The sequence below is a fragment of the Terrabacter carboxydivorans genome (assembly GCF_039532035.1).
Classification (GTDB): domain Bacteria; phylum Actinomycetota; class Actinomycetes; order Actinomycetales; family Dermatophilaceae; genus Terrabacter; species Terrabacter carboxydivorans.
Genome location: NZ_BAAARE010000016.1, coordinates 23,974 through 42,352, shown reverse-complemented (window position 1 = coordinate 42,352; position 18,379 = coordinate 23,974). Strand labels below are relative to the sequence as shown.

At 74.0% G+C, this 18,379-nt stretch carries 15 protein-coding genes; 11 read left to right on the top strand and 4 right to left on the bottom strand.

What is annotated here, in order from left to right:
* The first annotated feature begins 47 nt into the window (after positions 1 to 47).
* Positions 48 to 938: a glycosyltransferase family 2 protein gene (locus ABD297_RS17080; protein ID WP_344256257.1), complete on the top strand. Its 891-nt coding sequence runs from the start codon at positions 48 to 50 to the stop codon at positions 936 to 938.
* A gap of 9 nt (positions 939 to 947) precedes the next feature.
* Here the strand turns inward: ABD297_RS17080 and ABD297_RS17075 are convergent, their stop codons facing one another.
* Positions 948 to 3,305, bottom strand: coding sequence for a glycosyltransferase family 4 protein (locus ABD297_RS17075; protein WP_344256256.1), 2,358 nt, complete (start codon positions 3,303 to 3,305; stop codon positions 948 to 950).
* 70 nt (positions 3,306 to 3,375) lie between these two features.
* Between ABD297_RS17075 and ABD297_RS17070 the strand changes: the two genes are divergently transcribed.
* The 3 genes from ABD297_RS17070 to ABD297_RS17060 all read left to right on the top strand — a co-directional run bounded on the left by ABD297_RS17070 (position 3,376) and on the right by ABD297_RS17060 (position 6,998).
* Positions 3,376 to 4,347 carry a glycosyltransferase family 2 protein gene (locus tag ABD297_RS17070; RefSeq protein ID WP_344256254.1) on the top strand — a complete coding sequence of 324 codons (972 nt, stop codon included), beginning with the start codon at positions 3,376 to 3,378 and terminating at the stop codon, positions 4,345 to 4,347.
* A gap of 3 nt (positions 4,348 to 4,350) precedes the next feature.
* Complete coding sequence (locus tag ABD297_RS17065; protein ID WP_344256253.1) at positions 4,351 to 5,289, top strand: hypothetical protein; 939 nt, start codon at positions 4,351 to 4,353, stop codon at positions 5,287 to 5,289.
* 194 nt (positions 5,290 to 5,483) lie between these two features.
* Positions 5,484 to 6,998: an oligosaccharide flippase family protein gene (locus ABD297_RS17060; RefSeq protein WP_344256252.1), complete on the top strand. Its 1,515-nt coding sequence runs from the start codon at positions 5,484 to 5,486 to the stop codon at positions 6,996 to 6,998.
* A gap of 4 nt (positions 6,999 to 7,002) precedes the next feature.
* Here ABD297_RS17060 and ABD297_RS17055 read toward each other — a convergent pair whose 3' ends face one another.
* A complete protein-coding gene (locus tag ABD297_RS17055; RefSeq protein WP_344256251.1) occupies positions 7,003 to 8,196 on the bottom strand; it encodes a glycosyltransferase family 4 protein in 1,194 nt (397 codons plus the stop codon).
* Positions 8,197 to 8,309: 113 nt separating this feature from the next.
* Here ABD297_RS17055 and ABD297_RS17050 point away from each other — a divergent pair, with 113 nt between their 5' ends.
* Positions 8,310 to 9,371: a glycosyltransferase family 4 protein gene (locus tag ABD297_RS17050; protein WP_344256250.1), complete on the top strand. Its 1,062-nt coding sequence runs from the start codon at positions 8,310 to 8,312 to the stop codon at positions 9,369 to 9,371.
* Positions 9,372 to 9,395: 24 nt separating this feature from the next.
* Here the strand turns inward: ABD297_RS17050 and ABD297_RS17045 are convergent, their stop codons facing one another.
* Positions 9,396 to 10,031 (bottom strand): phosphatase PAP2 family protein, encoded by a 636-nt coding sequence (locus ABD297_RS17045; protein WP_344256248.1) that lies wholly within the window; start codon positions 10,029 to 10,031, stop codon positions 9,396 to 9,398.
* A 68-nt stretch (positions 10,032 to 10,099) separates the two neighbouring features.
* Here ABD297_RS17045 and ABD297_RS17040 point away from each other — a divergent pair, with 68 nt between their 5' ends.
* Both ABD297_RS17040 and ABD297_RS17035 read left to right on the top strand, forming a co-directional pair.
* A complete protein-coding gene (locus ABD297_RS17040) occupies positions 10,100 to 10,999 on the top strand; it encodes a nucleotidyltransferase family protein (protein WP_344256247.1) in 900 nt (299 codons plus the stop codon).
* Positions 10,996 to 11,280: a PqqD family protein gene (locus ABD297_RS17035; RefSeq protein ID WP_344256246.1), complete on the top strand. Its 285-nt coding sequence runs from the start codon at positions 10,996 to 10,998 to the stop codon at positions 11,278 to 11,280. Before ABD297_RS17040 ends, ABD297_RS17035 begins: the two co-directional genes overlap by 4 nt.
* A gap of 9 nt (positions 11,281 to 11,289) precedes the next feature.
* Here the strand turns inward: ABD297_RS17035 and ABD297_RS17030 are convergent, their stop codons facing one another.
* On the bottom strand, positions 11,290 to 12,645 hold the full coding sequence (locus tag ABD297_RS17030) for a tyrosine-protein kinase domain-containing protein (protein WP_344256245.1): 1,356 nt from the start codon (positions 12,643 to 12,645) through the stop codon (positions 11,290 to 11,292).
* A 168-nt stretch (positions 12,646 to 12,813) separates the two neighbouring features.
* On the opposite strand from ABD297_RS17030, the gene ABD297_RS17025 reads away from it, so the two are divergent.
* The 4 genes from ABD297_RS17025 to ABD297_RS17010 are packed head-to-tail and all read left to right on the top strand — an operon-like array spanning position 12,814 to position 18,378.
* Positions 12,814 to 14,862 (top strand): glycosyltransferase, encoded by a 2,049-nt coding sequence (locus ABD297_RS17025; protein WP_344256244.1) that lies wholly within the window; start codon positions 12,814 to 12,816, stop codon positions 14,860 to 14,862.
* The gene (locus ABD297_RS17020) at positions 14,859 to 16,208 is read left to right on the top strand and encodes an O-antigen ligase family protein (protein WP_344256243.1); all 1,350 of its coding nucleotides are present in this window, start codon (positions 14,859 to 14,861) and stop codon (positions 16,206 to 16,208) included. Before ABD297_RS17025 ends, ABD297_RS17020 begins: the two co-directional genes overlap by 4 nt.
* Entirely contained in the window at positions 16,205 to 17,362 is a 1,158-nt protein-coding gene (locus ABD297_RS17015) for a glycosyltransferase family 4 protein (RefSeq protein ID WP_344256242.1), read from the top strand. Before ABD297_RS17020 ends, ABD297_RS17015 begins: the two co-directional genes overlap by 4 nt.
* Positions 17,359 to 18,378 carry a glycosyltransferase family 4 protein gene (locus ABD297_RS17010; RefSeq protein WP_344256241.1) on the top strand — a complete coding sequence of 340 codons (1,020 nt, stop codon included), beginning with the start codon at positions 17,359 to 17,361 and terminating at the stop codon, positions 18,376 to 18,378. Before ABD297_RS17015 ends, ABD297_RS17010 begins: the two co-directional genes overlap by 4 nt.
* Position 18,379 lies beyond the last annotated feature (1 nt).

Genomic DNA, 18,379 nt, shown 5'->3' with positions numbered 1-18,379 from the left:
AGTGCGCGTGCGCTCGCGTCGGGGCCGGACTGCGTTAACGTCGCCGGATGCCCCAGGTCTCCGTCGTGCTGCCGGTCCACAACCCGGGCGCCGACCTCTCGCGTGCCCTCGGCTCGGTGCTGGCGCAGACGTGCCCGGACCTCGAGGTGGTCGTCGTCGACGACGGCTCCGACCACGGCGTCGAGTGGGTGCGCGACCTCGACCCCCGGGTCGTCCACGTGCGCCAGGACAACCAGGGCGTCTCCGTGGCGCGCAACGTCGCCGTCGCGCGGGCCCGCGGCGAGCTCGTCGCCTTCATCGACCAGGACGACGTGTGGGGGCCGGAGAAGCTCGAGCGCCAGATCGCGGCCGTGGCGGCGCAGCCGGACGCGGCGTTCTGGTGCACGTGGTTCAGCTGGGTCGTCGACGGGTCCCGCATCGGCGGGGACGAGCGCGACCTCACCTACCGGGGACTTCTCGCCGACCGGATGGTGTGCCAGAGCAGCGCGATGGTGCGGCGCGCCGACTACCTCCGCGTCGGCGGCCAGAACCCGCTGCTCGCGCAGACGCAGGACTGGGACCTCTTCCTGCGCCTCGCGCTCGACCGTCCCGACCCCGCCGTGGTCGCCGAGGACCTCGTCGACGTCCACCTGCACGGGAATAACGCCTCGCGCGACTACGCCCGGGGCGCCCGTGAGCGACGGATGATCCTGCAGCAGCACCGGACCCGCGCCCACGCGCGCAGTGACCACGAGACCGAGCGGGCGGTCAGGGCCGGACTTCGGCGCACCGCGGAGATCTACGGGTCCCAGGCGGTGGAGCAGGCTCGCCTGGCACTCGCGCAGGGCAGCCGGGCCGACGCCGCCCAGCACGTGCGATCGGCGGTCGGGATCAGTCCGAGGGTCGTGGTCGACAGCGTCCTGCAGTCTGCCCGCCGCCGGCTCGCGCCGCGGGGCTGAGCCGCCGGGTCAGGGCTCGACGAACGAGGGCTCCGGGGCTGAGGGCGCCGCGACCTCGGCGACGGCGGCCCGGATGCGCTCGTGGAAGCGCGCCTCGGAGAACTGGTCGGCATGGGCCCGGATGGCCTCGGCGTCCCAGGCGCGGTCGCGGGCCGCGACGACGGCGGCGCGCACGGCACTGACGGTCGGCTCCTCGAAGAAGCTCCCGTTGACCCCCTCGTCGATGGTGTCGAGGTAGCCACCTGCGTGCAGGGCCAGCGTCGGCACTCCGAAGGCCGCCGCCTCGAGCGGGGTCAGCCCGAAGTCCTCCAGGCTCGCGGCGAGCAGCGTGCGGGCGTGGGCGTAGGTCCAGCGCAGCTCCGCGTCGGTCAGTCCCGTGACGATGCGGACGTTGTCAGGAGCCGTCGCGCGCAGCCGCGCCTCGAGCGGCCCCGAGCCGACGACGACGAGTCGCTCCGGCAGCCCGCGCACCGCCTCGACCGCGACGTCGACGTTCTTGTAGGGCAGCAGGCGCGACACGACGAGCAGGTAGCCGTCGTCGGCCCAGTCCTCGAGCGCCGTCACCGGCTCCTGCGGGTCGGACGGGTCGATGCCGTAGGGCGGGGCCAGCACCTCCGCGTCGATGCCGTATGCCGTGCCGATGCGCTCGCGGACCACCGTCGAGTTCGCGAGGTAGCGGTCCGCGGACGCGGCTGCACGACGGTCCCAGCGGCGCAGCCACCCGCTGAGCAGGCCCAGTGCCCTGGCCTTGGCCGAGCTCCCGGCCTCGTCGCCGAGGTAGGCGTCGGCCTGGTAGAGCCAGCGGGCAGGCGCGTGGCAGTAGACGAGCTTGCGCCCGGTTGCCGGCACGCCGTGGGCCCAGCCCGAGCTCGACGCCACGACGACGTCGGCGTCGACGGGGAGGCGCGACACGGCATACGGCAGCAGGGGGAGCGCGGCGCGGTGCTCGCGGCGCAGGGGGCCGATGCGGTTGATCGGCGAGACGACGATCCTGGCGTCGCGGAACTCGGGATAGGTGCCGTCGGGGTCGTAGAGCGTCGTGTGGATCGCGGCGTCGGGGAAGGCACGGTGCAGCGCGAGGACGACGCGCTCGGCGCCGCCGCGCTGGGTGAGGTAGTCGTGCGCGATGGCGACGCGCGGGCGACCCGGAACCACCACGTCGGCCGGGGGTCGGCGACCGGCGGCCTCGAGCCACACCGCGGTCACGACCTCGGCGGTGCGGTCGGCCCCGAACCGCTCGCGGACCTCCGCATGGGCGCGGGCTGCCCGCTCGAGAGCGGCCTCGGGACGGTCGATCACGTCGAGCACCGCCGCCGCGAGGGCCTCCTCGTCGGACGGCGGCACGAGCAGGCCGGTCTCCGCGTCGGCGGGGTGGGTGCGCACGATCTCGTCGACCCCGCCACCGCGCGTCGCCACGACCGGGACACCCCACGCCATGGCCTCCGTCACGACCTGGCCGAACGGCTCGGGGACCGTGGAGGCGTGGACGCAGACGGTGAGCCGGTCGAGCTCGGGCCGCGGGTCGGCCACGAAGCCCGCGAGCTCAACGGCGTCCGTCAAGTCGAGGCGGTCGATCTCGGCCCGCACCTCGCGCTCGTAGTCCTCGGCGCCGAAGGCTGCCGCCCCCAGGAGTCGGAAGCGGGTGCCGGGCCGGGCGTCGACGACCCGTCGGGCGGCACGGACGAGGACGAGCTGGCCCTTGGTCGGGCTTAGCCGACCCACCATCCCCACCACCGGCGGACCGTCCGGCTGGTGCCGGCGTGGGGCCACGGCGACCTGCTCGGGGGAGAGCCCGGGATGCGCCACGGTGAGGCGGCGCGCTCCCGGCAGGGTGGCCGCCGTGGCCGCGGAGTTGGCGACGACGGCATGCGGCACCCGTCGCGCGAGCGTCCGGAAGAGGCGGGCGGTGCGCGCCGGGAGGTAGTCGTCGGCGATGCGGTCGTGCACGTGCCAGACGAGCGGCAGCCGCAGCGCGAGGGCGGCAGGGGCGGCGAGCAGGTCGGCCTTGAGGGAGGTGGAGTGCAGCACGTCGACGTCGAGGTCCCGCAGCGTGCGGACCAGGCGGCCCAGGAACCCCGTCGTCGCGCTCCCGGCGCGCAGCGCCCCGACCGCACCCACGGCGCGTCCGACGTCGCGGACGCCGGGGTCGAGCGGCACGACGACGACCCGGTGGCCGTCGCGGCGCAGCCGCTCCTCGAGCGGGCCCGACGAGAAGAGCACGACGACCGGGTCGACGACGGCGGGGTCGAGCGCGGCGAGCAGCCGCGTCAGAGCGAGCTCGGCACCGGACAGCTCGGCCGTGTGGTCGAGGACCGCCACCCGCACGGGTCGGTCGTCCCGGACGGGGCCGGCGTTCGCTGGGGGCACGTCCAGAGGCTATCCACGGACCCTCGCGAACCGGGTCGATCCGCGCAGGTTTGCTGCCATACTTCCGCACATGCCGGCCTCCTCGCCGTCCGTCGACGTGGTCGTCGCGACGTTCAACCGCCCCGACAACGTCCGGATCTGCCTCGAGCACCTCGGCCGCCAGACGCTCACCCCCGACGAGATCGTCGTCGTCGACTCCTCACCGCACCGGCTGACGGCCGACGTCGTCGCCGACTTCCCCGGCGTGCGCTACATCCGCAACGACGCAGGTCCCGGCACCCTCGCGACCTCGCGCGCGATCGGCGTCGCGGAGACCCGGTCCGACATCATCGCCTTCGTCGACGACGACGCCTACGCGGAGCCGGACTGGCTCGAGAACATCGTCGCGCGCTACGCGGACCCTGCCGTCGGCGCCGTCGGCGGCCGCGCCAGCAACGGTCGCCCCGGCGAGGAGCACGAGGGCCACGACGCAGTCGGGCGCCTCCTGCCCGACGGGACCCTGACCGGCAACTTCGCCGCCGCCACCGGCCGCGACCTCGACGTCGACCACGTGCTCGGTGCCAACATGTCCGTGCGCCGCTCGGCGCTCGAGCAGATCGGCGGCATCGTCGACCTCTTCCCCGGCACCTGCCTGCGCGAGGAGAGCGACATCATGCTGCGCCTCGGCCGGGCCGGCCACCGCGTCGTCTACACCCCGGACGCCCTCGTCGAGCACGTCGCGGCCCCCTACACGCGGGGACGCCGCTTCGACGTGCGCTACACCTTCTACGGCCACCGCAACCACGTCGTGCTCCTGTCGCACACGTTCGGCATGAACGCGCCCATCCTGCGCCGCTACTACGGCACCGCGCTGCGCGGCGTCGGAGGCAGTGTCGTCGAGGGTGCCAAGGCCGTGCTCGACGCAGAGCGCACGCCGCGCCAGCGGGTCCGGTCGGTCGGCGGCAAGGCCCTGCACGCGACGGCGACCCTCGGTGGCCTGGCAGCCGGCACCACCGCTGCCCTGCGCACGCAGCTCGGCGACCGGCATACGGCGCAGGCCTGAGCGGTGCCCGCGGCATACGTCGTCCTCAGCCACACCGAGGGCGGCCAGGTCACCCGGCTCGTGCATGCCCTGCTGAGGTCGAGTCCCGAGGCGACCGTTTTCGTGACGCACGACGCGCGGCGAGTGCCCGCCCCGGTCATCGACGACGAGCGGGTGCATGTCGTGAGCCACGGCCGGCCGACCGACTGGGGGTCCTGGGAGCTCGTCGAGGTCACGCTCGAGGCCATGCGCACGGCTCGGGACACCGTCGACCCCGACCTCGTGGTCCTCGTGTCCGGGCAGTGCTACCCCGCGCGGCCACTGGCCGAGTGGGAGCACGACCTCGTCGCTGCCGGCGGCTGGCAGGGCACGGCGCGTCCCCTCAGCTACGAGCCGGCCTGGGGGCGCCGCCGGGGGAGCGGCGACGACGACCTGACCCGCTACGTCTACCGGTGGCACGCCGTCCCGGGACTCGACCGTATGTTGCGCGCCCGCCTCACCGGGCGGGCCCTGTGGGCACTCGCCCTCCGCGCCGAGCCGCTCCTCTCGCTCCGGGTCGTGGCCAGGGGCCGCGGCGCCCACGTCGGGGTGAGGCGTCGTATGCCGTCGCCGCGCGCCGCCGTGCACCTCGGCTCCCAGTGGCTCGCCGTGGACCGGGAGGGCCTGCGGCTCGTGCTCGAGCAGCTCGCGCCGGGCAGCCCGCTGCGTCGGGTCTACGAGCGGTCGATCATCGCCGACGAGTCCGCCCTGCAGACAGTGCTCGCACGGTGGCGTCCGCCGACCGTCGCGCGTCCCGTCTCCTTCTCCGTCTGGCAGCCGGAGCAGGACACGACGAGGACGCTCGGGCTCGACGACCGCGACGAGATCCGGTCCTCCGGCTCGCCCTTCTGCCGTAAGGTCCACACGGTGCGCAGCGCAGAGCTGATGGAGGCTCTGGACCGGGTGAACGGGGTCGGGGTGTGAGGGGTGAGCGACCCGAGGAGGGTGGTGCCGACGCACGCCCGGATGCGCCCCCGGACGCACACCCGGACGCGGGTACCGACGCCCGTGGCGCCGCCGATCTCGAGGCGGACCTCTTCAGACCGGACCGCCAGGCCGATGACCTCGAGGCCCCGCCCGCGGGTCAGCTGAGCCGCGAGGGGCTGCAGGAGAGAGCGGTGCGCGGGGCCGTGTGGACCGTCATCCACACCTTCATCGCCATCCCCGTGGCCTTCGTCGTCAACCTGCTCATGGCCCGGGTGCTCGGTGCCGCGGACTACGGCCGGCTCGCCTTCCTCACCGCGCTCATGGAGGTCGTCTCGCAGATGCTGACGGCCGGGTTCGGTTCTGCCGTCATCCAGTTCGGCGCCAAGTCCCACGCCGCGGGCCGCACCGGCGAGGTCGCGCGGCTGCTCTCGCAGTCGCAGGGCTTCCGCCTGCTCGTCGTCATGCCGGTGCTCTCGGTCGTCGTCTTCCTCTTCGCCGAGGTGCCACCGAGCGCACTGGCGGTCGCCATCGTCTTCGGCATCGTCGTCCCCGCCGCCCTGGACGGGGCGGTCGCCTGTCTGACCATCGAGAACAAGACGGCGGAGGGCGCCAAGATCGCGCTCGTCACGTCGCTGTCCACCCAGGCGGCCGTCGTCGTGGTCGTCCTCGCAGCGCGCACCCCCGACGCCGTCTGGGCCGTGCGTCTCGTCGTCAGCGGCCTGGCGGTCGCGCTCTGCCTCATCCCGATCTCGCCGGCCTACCGTCGGGCCGTGCTGCGGCCCGCCCTGCCCGTAGGCCTGCCCATCGGCTTCTGGCGGTATGCCGTGCCGGTGGGGGTCGCGAGCGTCATCGGCGGTCTCGTCATGTCCCGCAGCGAGATCTTCTTCATGAACTGGCTGGCGGCCCCGGCCGCCGTCGGCGTGTTCGCCCTCGCCTTCGGTCTGGCGGGGCACGTCTTCGCGCCGGCCCAGGCCTTCGTCGGGCCGCTCGTGCCCGCCATCTCCGGCCTGCTGGAGGTCGACGCGGCGGCCGTGCGGCCCGCGTTCCGGCGGGTGCTCCGCGCCGGGGCCACGGTCGTCGGTCTCGTCGAGGCGGTCGCCGTCGTGCCGCTCGCGGTCCTCGTGCCGGTGCTGTACGGGGCCGACTTCGCCGCGGCCGGGCCCGTCGTCGTCGCGCTCGGCGTCTCTGCGGGGTTCGTGACCGTGGCGAGCCCGGTGGTGGCGTTCGTGTCGGCCAGGCTGTCGGCCGGCGAGCTGCTCCGGGCGACGTCGGTGGCTCTCGTCGTCGACGTGCTGCTCGCCGTGAGCCTCATCCCGCCCCTCGGGGTGTGGGGCGCCGTCATCGCCAACATCGGCGGCTCGATGACGAGCCTGCTGCTGCTGACCCGCTCGGAGCTGCGTGGCCTCGGCATCACCGTCTCCCTGGCGCTGCGGGACGCGCTCCCGTGCTTCGTCGGCGCCGCGCTCGCGGGTCTGCTCATGGTGGCCGGTGACATCGTGCCCGGCAGCGAGTGGGTGCGAGCCGTCGGCATCGCCGTCATCGGCGCCCTGCTCTACGTCGCGGGGCTGCGGGCGACGCGGTCGGGCCTGACGGTGCCGGACGCCGACGCGATCGTGCGGGTCCTGCCGCGTCCGGCCCGCCGCGTCGGTCCGTTCGTTCTCGGCCTGCTGACGGGCCGCGAGGTCGACGAGCCGCCCGCGCCCTGAGTGGTCAGTGTCGGCGCAGGCCGAGCGCGGGCGCGGGCCTCGGCGCCGATCCGAGGACGCGCTCGTAGACGGCGGCGTACGACTGCGCCACGCCCTCCCAGGTGTACCGGCGCGCGGACGCCGTCCCGGCCGCGGCGAGACGAGCCCGCCCCTCGGGGTCGTCCAGGAGGGACCCGATCGCGTTCGCGAGGGCCCCGGTGTTGACCGGGTCGACGAGCAGCCCGTCGACACCGTCGGTGACGAACGACGCCGGACCGCCGAGGCTCGTCGCGACGAGGGGCGCGCCCGCCCGCCAGGCCTCGAGGGCGACGATGCCGAAGGCCTCCTTGCGGCTGGGCACGACCACGACGTCGGCACGCCGCATCCAGGCGTCGACGGCAGCCTCGTCGAGCGCACCGACGAGCTGGAGTCCCACGCCGAGACCGAGCCGGTTGCCGAGGGCGCGGAGGGCCCCGCCCTGGGAGCCGTCGCCGGCCAGCACGAGCGTCGTGTCGCTCCCGCGGTCGAGGGCCGCGACCGCCTCGACGAGCAGGTCGAACCCCTTGGCCGTCTCCAGGCGCCCGACGCCGAGCACGACGTGGCGTCCCTGCAGGTCGAGCGAGTCAGGAAGCACCCCTGACGGGGGAGCGGTGGGGACCGGGCCGACGCCGTTGGGCACGACGACGCCACCCACCAGTCCGAAGCGCCGACGCAGGTCCTCGAGCACCGGCTCGGAGCACCCCGTCGTCTCGGCCGCCGCGGCGACCGCGCGGCGCAGCCCGACGCGGATCAGGGCGGAGGTGCCGAAGGCGTCGTGGTCGTCGGCCGTCGTCTCGCCGTGGCTCGACACCACGAGGGGGAGGCCGCGTCGCCGGGCCAGCGCGGCGGCATACACCCCGTTGGGTCCGAAGCACTGGACGTGCAGGACGTCGGGACGGAAGGCGCGGAACGCCGAGCTCCAGGCGTGCCACGCCCCGGGCGCTGCCGCGGCGAAGCTCGCCAGGGCCCTGGCCGACCGGGCCGGCATCGGTGTCGGGAGGTGGCGCACGACGGTGCCGTCGAGCTCGGTGACACCGAGGTGCTCGCCGCGGTCGACGGTCCAGACCTCGACGTCGGTGCCGGTCGCGCGCAGCTCGCGCGCGACGTGCCGCACGTGGGACTCGACCCCGCCGACGTAGGGGTGGAACGACGACGCGACGAGGGCGACGCGAGGACCCACGGCTGCTCCTCTCGTCGGGCACGCGTCGTCGGACGGCCGGCGTGCGGTCTCACCCTACGATGCGAGGGCGGAGCGTCCGCTCCTTTCCCGGCACCCCGACAGGCAGGTTGATCGTGCCCCGGCTCACCATCGCCACGACCGCGACGGCGGTGCCCATGGGGGCGCAGGCCTACCAGCGGCACGTCGCCTCTCGCGCCCGGGACGCCCTCGACGCGCTCGCGAACCCCGGTGAGCACTGGCGGGTCCGGGAGACCGTCGCCCGGTCGCTGCGCTCGCCGCTGCCCGGCACCCTCCGACTGCCCATGGGCTGGCTCCGCGGGGCATCACCCCGTGCCCGCGCCGCCGTCGGCCGGGTCGCCTATGCCGGGGGCGGCCTCGTGCACCGGATGGACCTCGAGCTGCCGCCCGCACCGCGGGAGGTGGTGACGCTCCACGACGTCGTGGCCTGGCGCTGGGCCGACGAGTCGGCGCCCGTCGCGGCTGCGGCGCAGGAGCTGCGCCGCGCGGCCGCCGTCGTCTGCGTGTCCGCCTTCACGGCCTCCGAGGCCGTCGAGCTGCTGGGACTCGAGGACCCGGTCGTCGTGCCCAACGGCGTCGAGGACCGCTACTTCGGGGCACAGCCACTCGCCTCCGCCGCACTGGCCGCGCTCGGCGTCGACGGGCCGTTCGTCCTGACGGCGGGCGGCGCGTCCGGGCGCAAGAACCTCGCCGCGCTCGCCGAGGCCTGGCCGCGAGTCCACGCGTCCCGCCCCGACGTGACGCTCGTGCTCGCCGGGCCGCCGCACCCGCGCCGGACCGAGCTCTTCAGCGGCCTCCCGGGAGTCCGTCTCGTCGGCCGTGTCTCCGACGACGTGCTGCCCGGGCTGTATGCCGCCGCCTCGGTCGTCGTCGTGCCCTCCCTCGTCGAGGGCTTCGGGCTGCCGGCCCTCGAGGGCATGGCGACGGGGGTCCCCGTCGTGGCCTCCGACCGCTCCTCGTTGCCCGAGGTCGTCGGCGACGGTGGCCTGCTCGTCGAGCCCACCGGCACGGCGCTCGCCGACGGCGTGCTCGACGTCCTGGCCGGGGGCAGCGACGTCGAGACGATGGCGGCCCGGGGGCTCGAGCGCGCCCGCGGCTTCACCTGGGAGGCGAGCGCCCGAGGTCACGCCGCTGTCTGGCGCGCAGCCGCGGGCTGACTCGCCCGTCCGGGGCGGCCCGGTTCAGTCGCTGCGGGGTCGCGGACGGCGCGGGGCCCACACCCCCGCGGCGAGGTTGGGGGAGTCCCCGCCGAGCACGGCGAACGTCGCCGCCGCCGTCGACAGGACGATGAGGGCGCTGCCGAGGACGTCGCGGGGCTGGTGGGCGTACCACGTGACGTTGCCGAGGCCCACGAGGAACGCCGTCACCCCCACCCAGACGAGGCCCCGGCGCGTCAGCGGGCGCGGCCAGGCGACGCACACCCCGACGAGCAGGCCCAGACCCGCAGCGGCGTGGTTCGACGGGAACGCGTCACCCCCGACGCCGAAGACGTCCCGGACCCGCAGCTCGAGAGCGACGAGCGTCGTGACGGCCGGAACGACGAGCGCCGCCACGGCCCGGCGCCAGCTCCGTCGCACGAGCGCCAGCAGCGCGAGGACGACCACGACCGGTGCCAGCACCACGATGACGAGCGGGCGGGCGAGATGGTCGAGCCCCTGGCGCAGCTGGGCGGGCAGCCCGTTGAGGATCCACCCCCGCACGGTGTCGTCCAGGACTGCCCCCGGCCCGGTCCGCGTGGAGACGAAGGCCGCGAGGACGAAGACGACGGCGGCGGCGACCGCGACGGCGGCCCAGCGCAGACGGTCGCGGTGCGTCACGTGCACCTCCTAGCGGGCTGTTAGGGTGCGATCGACCAGTCCGCTTGCAGTCTATGGGGGTTCGCGCGATGGCAACCCACGAGGCGACAGAGGCCCCCACCGCTGGCGCCGACGTGCCTCTCGAGGTCCGCATCGGCTTCGCCCATGCCTGCCTCCAGTGGGTCGCCGACCGCTGCGGGGCCGACCTGCTCCACGTCAAGGGAGCGGCCCTCGACCCGACGCTCGTGCCCGGCCGCGGCTACTCCGACGCAGACGTGCTCGCGAGACCGGAGCACGTGCCGCTGCTCCTCGACGAGCTGCGTCGGCACGGCTGGGAGCTGATCAACTCCTTCGCGTACGGCTCGTCCTTCGAGCACTCGGCGACCTTGCGGCACCGGGACTTCGGCCTGCTCGACCTCCACCGCATCTACCCCGGCACCGGCCCCACGCCCGAGCGCGCCTTCGACACCCTGTGGTCCGAGCGCACGACGACCGTCCTCGGGGGCCGCGAGTGCGCCGTCCCCGCCCGCGATGCCCAGGCCGTCCTGCTCCTGCTGCACGCCGCCCGCGGCGGAGGCGACCCCAAGGCCGCCAACGACGTCGAGTGGGTGTGGACCGCGGTGGACGAGGAGCAGCGGGCCCGCCTGCGCGACTGGGTCCGTCGCCTCGACGCCGCACTGGGCTTCTCCGTCATCACCGGCACGCTCGACGAGCACCGCCACGACCCGGCATACGACCTCTGGCGCGTCGCCTCACGAGGGGGCACCCGCATGGACGAGTGGCGCGCCCGGGTGCGTGCCGCGCACGGCCTGCGCGCCAAGCTCACCGTCGCGTCGAGGTCGGTCCTCGTCAACGTCGAGCACCTGACGATCGTCCGCGGTGGCCCGGTGACCCGTCGTGAGATCGTCTCGGAGTTCTTCGGTCGACCCCTTCGCGGTCTGCGTGAGCAGGTCGCCCGTCGTACCCACCACGACCGGGACGGCCGATGAGTGCCGCCTACCGGCCCGGACCGGACGCCGGGGTGACCCTGAGCGAGGACGGGCAGACCGTCTACGTCGCGCACCTACCCGGAGGGCCGCTCGTCGTCCTCGAAGGCGCCGCTGCCGTGATCTGGGTCGAGGCCACGACGGCGCCGGGGGACGGCTGGGTCTCGCGGGTCGCCGACGCGTTCGGCCGGCCCGAGGACGCCATCGCCTCTGACGTCGAGACCTTCGTCGACGACCTGCGCGCCAGGCGGCTGCTCGTCACCGACGACAGCCCCCGGGACTGAGCAGACCGCTCAGGCGTGACGCTTGGACCGCTCGCGCTTCTCGCGACGGCTCAGCTTGGCGTCGGCGTCGCGGTTGTAGCCGTAGTAGCCGTAGCGGTGCGTCGTCGAGGACCCCGACGACACCATGTTGAGGGCGAAACCGGCGACCGGGGCGTCGACCGTCTCGAGGGACTGCACGGCGCTCGCGAGGTCGCGCTTCTTCGTGCGCTCGGCACCGACGACCATGATCAGCCCGTGCGTCAGCTTGTTGATGAGCACGGCGTCGATGACGGGGACGACGGGCGGGCTGTCGACGAGGATGAAGTCGTAGTCGTGCGAGAGCTTGCCGAACAGGGCCTCCATCGGCTCCGAGCCGAGCAGCTCGCTCGGGTTCGGAGGCACCGGGCCAGCCGGCAGCACGTGCAGGGTCGTCTCGCGCCAGCGCTGGACGACGTCGTCCGGTTCGGCCTGCCCGAGGAGGAGGGTGGTCAGGCCGAACGACCCGTCGAGGCCCATCGTGCTGGCGACGGAGGGGTTGCGCAGGTCACCGTCGATGAGCAGGACCTTCGACCCGGCGTCGGCCATGGCGAGCGCCAGGTTGATCGTCGTCGTGGTCTTGCCCTCGCCGGGCACCGACGAGGTGATGACGAAGGAGTGGCCGCCCGTCGTGACGTCGACGAAGAGGATGTTGGTGCGCAGGCGCCGGATCGACTCCGCGTGGCGGCCGTGGGGGTCGCTCTCGAGCGACAGGAGGCCGCCCTTGACCGACTTCACCATCGGGATGTTGCCGAGGATCGGGCGCCCCGACAGTGCCTTGATGTCATCCTCGGAGCGCACCTTGGTGTCCAGGGTGTGCCGCAGCAGCGCGAGGCCGATGCCGAGGGCGAGCCCGAGGAGGCCGCCGAGGGCGAGGTTGCGCTTGGCGTTCGGCGACATCGGCTCGCCGGGCACGGTCGCCGGCGTGATCGTGGTCGCCTCGACCGACTGGCCGTTGGCGGCGAGCAGCGGCGAGAACTTCTTCGTCGCCACGTCGGCCAGCACCGGGCCCACCTCGGTGGCCACCCGGGTCACCAGCTGCGGGTCGCCGCCCGTCGCGGTGATCGTCATCATGTTGGAGGTCTGCGAGACCTCGCCCGACACCGAGAGCGGGAAGTCGGAGGGCAGACCCAGCCGCAGGCGCAGCGGCTCCTCCACTGACGGCGAGGTGAGCACGTCCAGGTAGGTCGCGAGGTCGCTCGCCGACACGGCATACGTCGTCACCTGGTTGTTGGTGCTCGCGCTCGCCGGCTGCGTGGCCCGCAGGTAGATCTTCGAGCTCGACGCGTAGACGGCAGGCGTCAGCATCGTCTGGACGGCCGCTGCGGCGACCACGGCGAGCAGGCTCACCGCGATGATCCGCCAGCGTGCTCCCAGAACGCCCAGGAAATCCCGGAACGTCACTTTGCCCCCCCGGCCCAACTCGACAGTACGTGCGGCGATCCTCCCATATCATCCAAGAGGTTGTGCCGAGACGGAGACATCCGGGGGACGGCACGGGGAGAGGGGTGAGTGCTCATGTGGGCACTGAGGGTGTCCCACAGCGCCGTCGTGGACGTGTGGCGCGAGCGGGAGCGGTCGCTGCGCGGTCGCGGTCACCGGGTCGACGTCGTGTCGGCAGCCGCGTGGTCCGAAGGCGGACGCCGCGTCGCGCTGGCCGTGCGCCCCGGCGAGCCGGTCGTGCCCGCGGGCACCGTCGGGTCGCACCCCGCACTCTTCGTCTACGACCCGCGTCCCCTGTGGCGCGCCCTCGGGCGACCGGTCGACGTCATCGACGTGCACGAGGAGCCGTTCGCGCTCGCCACCGCCGAGGTGCTGGCCCTGCGCTGGCTCCGGCGGCAGCGCGCCCCCTACCTGCTCTACTCGGCGCAGAACATCGACAAGCGTCACCCGGTCCCGTTCCGCTGGCTCGAGCGTGCGGCGCTGCGGCACGCGACCGGGGTCAACGTGTGCAACGACGCCGCGGGACGCATCGTCGAGCGCAAGGGCTTCCCGGGTCGCGCGCGCACCATCGACCTCGGCACCGACCTCGCGGCCTTCACGCCGGGGGAGTATGCCGTCACGCCCAGACCCGTGCCCGTCGTCGGGTTCGCGGGTCGCCTCGACGCCGCCAAGGGGGTCGAGGTCCTGCTCCGCGCTGCGGCTCTCGAGCCGGGGCTCCGTCTGCGCCTCGTCGGCGACGGCCCGCAGCGACGCGAGCTCGAGGCCCTGGCGCGCACGCTCGGCATCGACGACCGTGTCGAGCTCCTGGGAGCCCTCGCGCCCGAGCAGCTCCCGGACTTCTACCGCTCGCTCGACGTGCTCGCCGTCCCGTCTCTGACCACTGCCTCGTGGGTCGAGCAGTTCGGTCGGGTCGCGGTCGAGGCCATGGCGTGCGGCACTCCTGTCGTCGTCAGCGACAGCGGCGCCCTCCCCGAGGTGGTCGGCGACGCAGCGCTCGTCGTGCCCGAGGGTGACGCCGTCGCGCTCGCCAAGGCGCTCTCGACCGTCGTGCACGACCCCGATGTCGCCTCTCGTCTGCGCACGTCAGGCCTCGCCCGCGCCGCCGAGACCTCCTGGGACCGGATCGCGGTCGAGCAGGAGGCCATGTACCGCGCCGCGACGAAGCAGTGGTCCGACGAGATCGACTGGCACGACAGGCCGCTCGAGGTCATCGTCGTCGCCTACGGCCAGCCCGGCCTGCTGCGCGAGGCCTTGGCGCCGCTGGGCGACCTGCCGGTCACCGTCGTCGACAACTCGTCGTCCGCCGACGTGCGCGCCGTGGCCGAGGCGGCCGGCGCGCGCTACGTCGACCCCGGTCGCAACGGCGGCTTCGGCGCCGGTGTCAACGAGGGGCTGCGCCTCGTCGACCCGCGAGCGGACGTGCTGCTCGTCAACCCCGATGCGGTCGTGCTGCCGGCGGACGTGGACCGGTTGCGGTCCGCCCTGCACGCCGAGCCCGACCTCGCGAGCGTCGGCCCGACGCAGATCGACGCCTCCGGCTCCGTCGCCCGCGTCGAGTGGCCCTTCCCGTCACCGCTCGCGACCTGGGTCGAGGCGGCAGGTCTCGGGCGACTGCGACGCAACCGCTACGTCATCGGCTCGGTGCTGCTCCTCCGCCGCGAGGCGATCGACCACGTCGGACCCTTCGACGACGAGCGGTTCTTCCTCTATGCCGAGGAGACCGACTGGGCGCACCGTGCCGTCCGGCTCGGCTGGCGCCACTCGCTCGTGCCCGCCGCGCGAGCGACCCACGTCGGCGCCGCCACGAGCACCGACGCGACCCGGCGCGAGGGTCACTTCCACGCGGCCCAGGAGGTCTACCTCCGCAAGCACCACGGCGCGCTCGGATGGCACGTGGCCCGGGCCGGGCAGGTGGTGGGTTCGGCGCTGCGCGGGGTCGTGCTCCCGGGACCGCGCGGCGAGGCGGCCCGGTCACGGCTGCGCCTCTACCTCTCCGGGCCGGTCCGCTCGGAGGTGCGCCCCGAGGACTCGCGACCGGCCCGAGGTCATGGTGCGCCTGTGGGAGGGACCGCCGCTCCGGCGGTCCCGAAGACCTTCGTCGACGCCGGCCCGGAGATGCGATGACCAGCCTGGTTCCCGAGCGGCTCCGAGGACCCGGCCGCACCGAGCTGCTGGCCCAGGCCGTCCTGCTGCTCGGCGGCGTCCTGCTCGTCGCGGTCGTCGGTCGCCTGGCGGTGACGACGCCGCAGGCAGCGGTCATCATCGCCGTCGCGGTCCTCGCGGCAGGGCTCACCGCGGTCCAGCCCGGTCTCATCCCGCTCGCCGTGCTTCCCGTCCTGCTCGTCGTCCTCCGGGTCGGCGGTGGCGGGGTGGACCTGTCCCTGTCGGACTTCGCGCTCGCGGCTGCAGCGCTGCCGGCGCTGCTGCTGGCGAAGCGGCCCTTCTCGTCCGGGCTGCGCGCCGTCCTGTGGGCCTCCGCGATCTACCAGTTCGCCACGCTCATCACGGTCGTCAACAACCCCTACACCGCCAACGCCGTCGAGTGGGCGCACGCCTGGATGATGGTGTCGGGGTCGCTCGTCGTCGGCTGGGCGGTCGGGGCCAACGGTCACGCCCGCACCGGCATACGCCTGCTCGTCGGCACGATGGCCGTGCTGGCGGTCATCACGATCGTCGAGGGCGTCGTCCACTTCGCGCACGGGGACTTCGCACCGGTCTACCCCTCCTTCCCCTACGGCATGCACAAGAACTTCGCCGGCACGGTGTGTGCCACGGGCGCAGTGATGGTCTACGCGCGGCCCGCGTGGGTCGGCATCAACCGGCGCTGGACCTTCGTCCTGACCTCGCTCCTGCTGGCCGCCGTGCTCTTCACCCAGTCCCGGCAGGCGCTCATCGGTCTCGTCGCGGCCGTCGTCGTCCTCGTCCTGCGCTCCGACAGCGACCGCAAGCGGTCCCGCATCGTGCTGCTGCTCATCGCGCCGGTCGGGCTCTTCGTCACCAACCTCGTGCAGGACCAGGTGCAGTCGGGCAACCAGTTCAACTCGGTCTTCCAGCGGCTCACGTGGTTCCAGGACTCGATGACGGTCTGGAGTGCCGACCCGTGGTTCGGCGTGGGGCTGCGCTGGTGGTACACCGACCGCTTCCCCTTCCAGTTCCAGCCTCCCAACGCCGAGATCGAGGTGCTCACCTCGGCGGGTGTCGTCGGCCTCGTGGCCTTCGTCATGCTCATGGTCGTCACCCTGCGGGTCGCCTGGAAGCTCGACCCCGCCTACGGATCGCTGGCCCTCGCAGTGCTCGTCTCGCGCCTCGTGCAGGGCCAGTTCGACCTGTTCTGGGCGGCGGTGCAGGGCTCCGTGCCCTTCGTCGTGCTCGGGATCTGCCTCGGCGCCGCCTGGCACGCGGAACGAGCCACGGAGGTTCGGACCTCCGACCCGGCAGCGGCACCTCGGGTGCCGGTGGGCTCGGCATGACCACGATCGTCCAGATCACCCCGGAGATCGGGCCGGGCACGGGGGTGGGCGCCGTCGCCTGGCACCTCGAGCAGGAGTGGCAGCACCAAGGGATCGACGTCCGGCGGTTCACCCTCGACGAGGCCGGGGGCGCCTGGTTGCCTTCGCCGCGCGGCGGACTGACCGGTCGGCTCGCCCTCATCGCCCGCGTCGTCTGGTTCTCGACGGTGGGCACCCACCGGGCCCGCGGCTACCTCCGCGCGCACCCCGACCAGCGGTCGGTGTGCCACAACGACGCGGTGACCGGTGACGTCTACGTCAACCACGGCCTCGTCGAGGCGGCCATGCGGGCCCGCGGGCACCATCTGCTCCGGATGGCGCGCAACCCGCTGCACCTCTTCACGACGGCGCGGGACCGTCGGCGCTACTCGCGTGCGGGCAGCCACCGGCTCGTCGTCAACCTGGTGACCGACGAGGAGCGACTGCTGCGCGAGATCCACCCGCACCTCGCCATCCCGACGGTCGTCATCGGCAACGGTGTCGACGTGGACCGCTTCCGTCCGCCGACCGAGCCGGAGCGGCAGGTGGCCCGTGACGAGCTCGGACTCGGACCCGACGACCGGATGGTGCTCTTCATCGGCAACGAGTTCGGCCGCAAGGGGCTCCCCGTCCTCGTCGACGCCGTCCGCAGGCTGGGGCCCGGTGTGCGGCTCGTCGTCGTCGGCGGCACGGCGGACATGGTCGCAGCCGAGTCCGCACGTCCCTCCTCGGTCGCCCTCGGGGACCGCCTGCACTTCGCCGGCGCCCACCCCGACCCGCGGCCGTGGCTGCACGCCGCGGACGTGCTCGCGATGCCCAGCGCCTACGAGTCCTACGGCCTCGTGGTCCTCGAGGCGCTCGCGTGCGGCGTGCCCGTGGTCGCGACCCCGACCGGGTGCGTGCCCGACCTCGTCGCCGACGGGGTCAACGGCGCGGTCGTCGAGGCCACCGCCGACGCCCTCGCCCGCGGTCTCCAGGGCGTCCTCGCCCTCGACCGGACCGCGGTGCGGGCCGCCGCGCGTGAGACGGCGGAGCGCCACTCGTGGGCGATGGTCGCCCGCCGCTACCTCGACGTGCTCACCGACCTGCCCCCCGCCGGCGACGTGCGGACCGGCGTGCACGGTGTCGCACGGTGAGGGTCCTGCACGCCGTCCGCTCCGACGCGTTCGCCGGCGTCGAGAGCCATGTCGCGCGGCTGGCGCGCGCCCAGGTCTCGGCGGGCGACGAGGTGCTCGTCGTGGGAGGAGACCCCCGGCGCATGACCGTCGCCGCGGGGCCCGGGGTGCGCACGCTGCCCTCGACGACGGTGGGCGACGTCCTCAGAAGGGTCCGGCAATGGGCAGCCGGCGCCGACGTCGTCCATGCCCACATGACCGCTGCCGAGATCGCTTGTGCCACAGCCATGGTCGGTATGGAGACACCCCTCGTGGTCACCCGGCACTTCGCTCGTGGTCGTGGCAGCAACCCCCTCTCCACCGTGGTGGCAGCGGCAGCGGGTCGACGCGTCGACGCGCAGATCGCGATCAGCCACTACGTCGCCGACACCATCGCCGGCGCCAGCGTCGTGATCCACCCCGGTGTCGACTCGACGAGCTCCACGCGCCCGGCACGTGAGCGCGAGCCCGTCGTCCTCGTGGCGCAGCGCCTCGAGCCCGAGAAGGACACGGACGTGGCCCTGCGCGCCTTTGCCGCCTCCGGTGCCGCCGCTCAGGGGTGGCGGCTCGAGGTGGCCGGTGACGGCTCCGAGCTCCCGGCCCTGAGGGCGCTGGCGCAGGCTCTCGGGCTCGCGGACTCCATCCGCTTCCTCGGTCACCGGCCCGATGTGCCGGACCTCATGGAGCGGGCCGGCGTGCTGCTCGCCCCGTGCCGCATCGAGGGCCTGGGCCTGACCGTCCTCGAGGCGATGGCGGCCGCGCTGCCGGTCGTCGCTGTCGGCTCCGGGGGACACCTCGAGACGGTGGGGGCGGTGTCGACGGCCGCGTTGCACCCCGCCGGTGACGTCGCGAGGGCCGGCGAGCTGCTCGCGCAGCTCACGGGTGACCCGGGGCGCCGCGATGCCTACGCCGTCGAGCTGCAGAGGGTCCAGCGGGCCCTCTTCACTCCCGAGCACCAGGCGCGCGAGACCGCCGCCGTCTACCGGGGGGTGCTCTGAC

What these genes read in the sequence shown, in the direction of transcription:
- ABD297_RS17035 (WP_344256246.1), top strand. Translation starts at nt 10,996, where the DNA reads ATGAGTGCCGCCTACCGGCCCGGACCGGACGCCGGGGTGACCCTGAGC.
- ABD297_RS17080 (WP_344256257.1), top strand. Translation starts at nt 48, where the DNA reads ATGCCCCAGGTCTCCGTCGTGCTGCCGGTCCACAACCCGGGCGCCGAC.
- ABD297_RS17015 (WP_344256242.1), top strand. Translation starts at nt 16,205, where the DNA reads ATGACCACGATCGTCCAGATCACCCCGGAGATCGGGCCGGGCACGGGG.
- ABD297_RS17020 (WP_344256243.1), top strand. Translation starts at nt 14,859, where the DNA reads ATGACCAGCCTGGTTCCCGAGCGGCTCCGAGGACCCGGCCGCACCGAG.
- ABD297_RS17040 (WP_344256247.1), top strand. Translation starts at nt 10,100, where the DNA reads ATGGCAACCCACGAGGCGACAGAGGCCCCCACCGCTGGCGCCGACGTG.
- ABD297_RS17070 (WP_344256254.1), top strand. Translation starts at nt 3,376, where the DNA reads ATGCCGGCCTCCTCGCCGTCCGTCGACGTGGTCGTCGCGACGTTCAAC.
- ABD297_RS17025 (WP_344256244.1), top strand. Translation starts at nt 12,814, where the DNA reads ATGTGGGCACTGAGGGTGTCCCACAGCGCCGTCGTGGACGTGTGGCGC.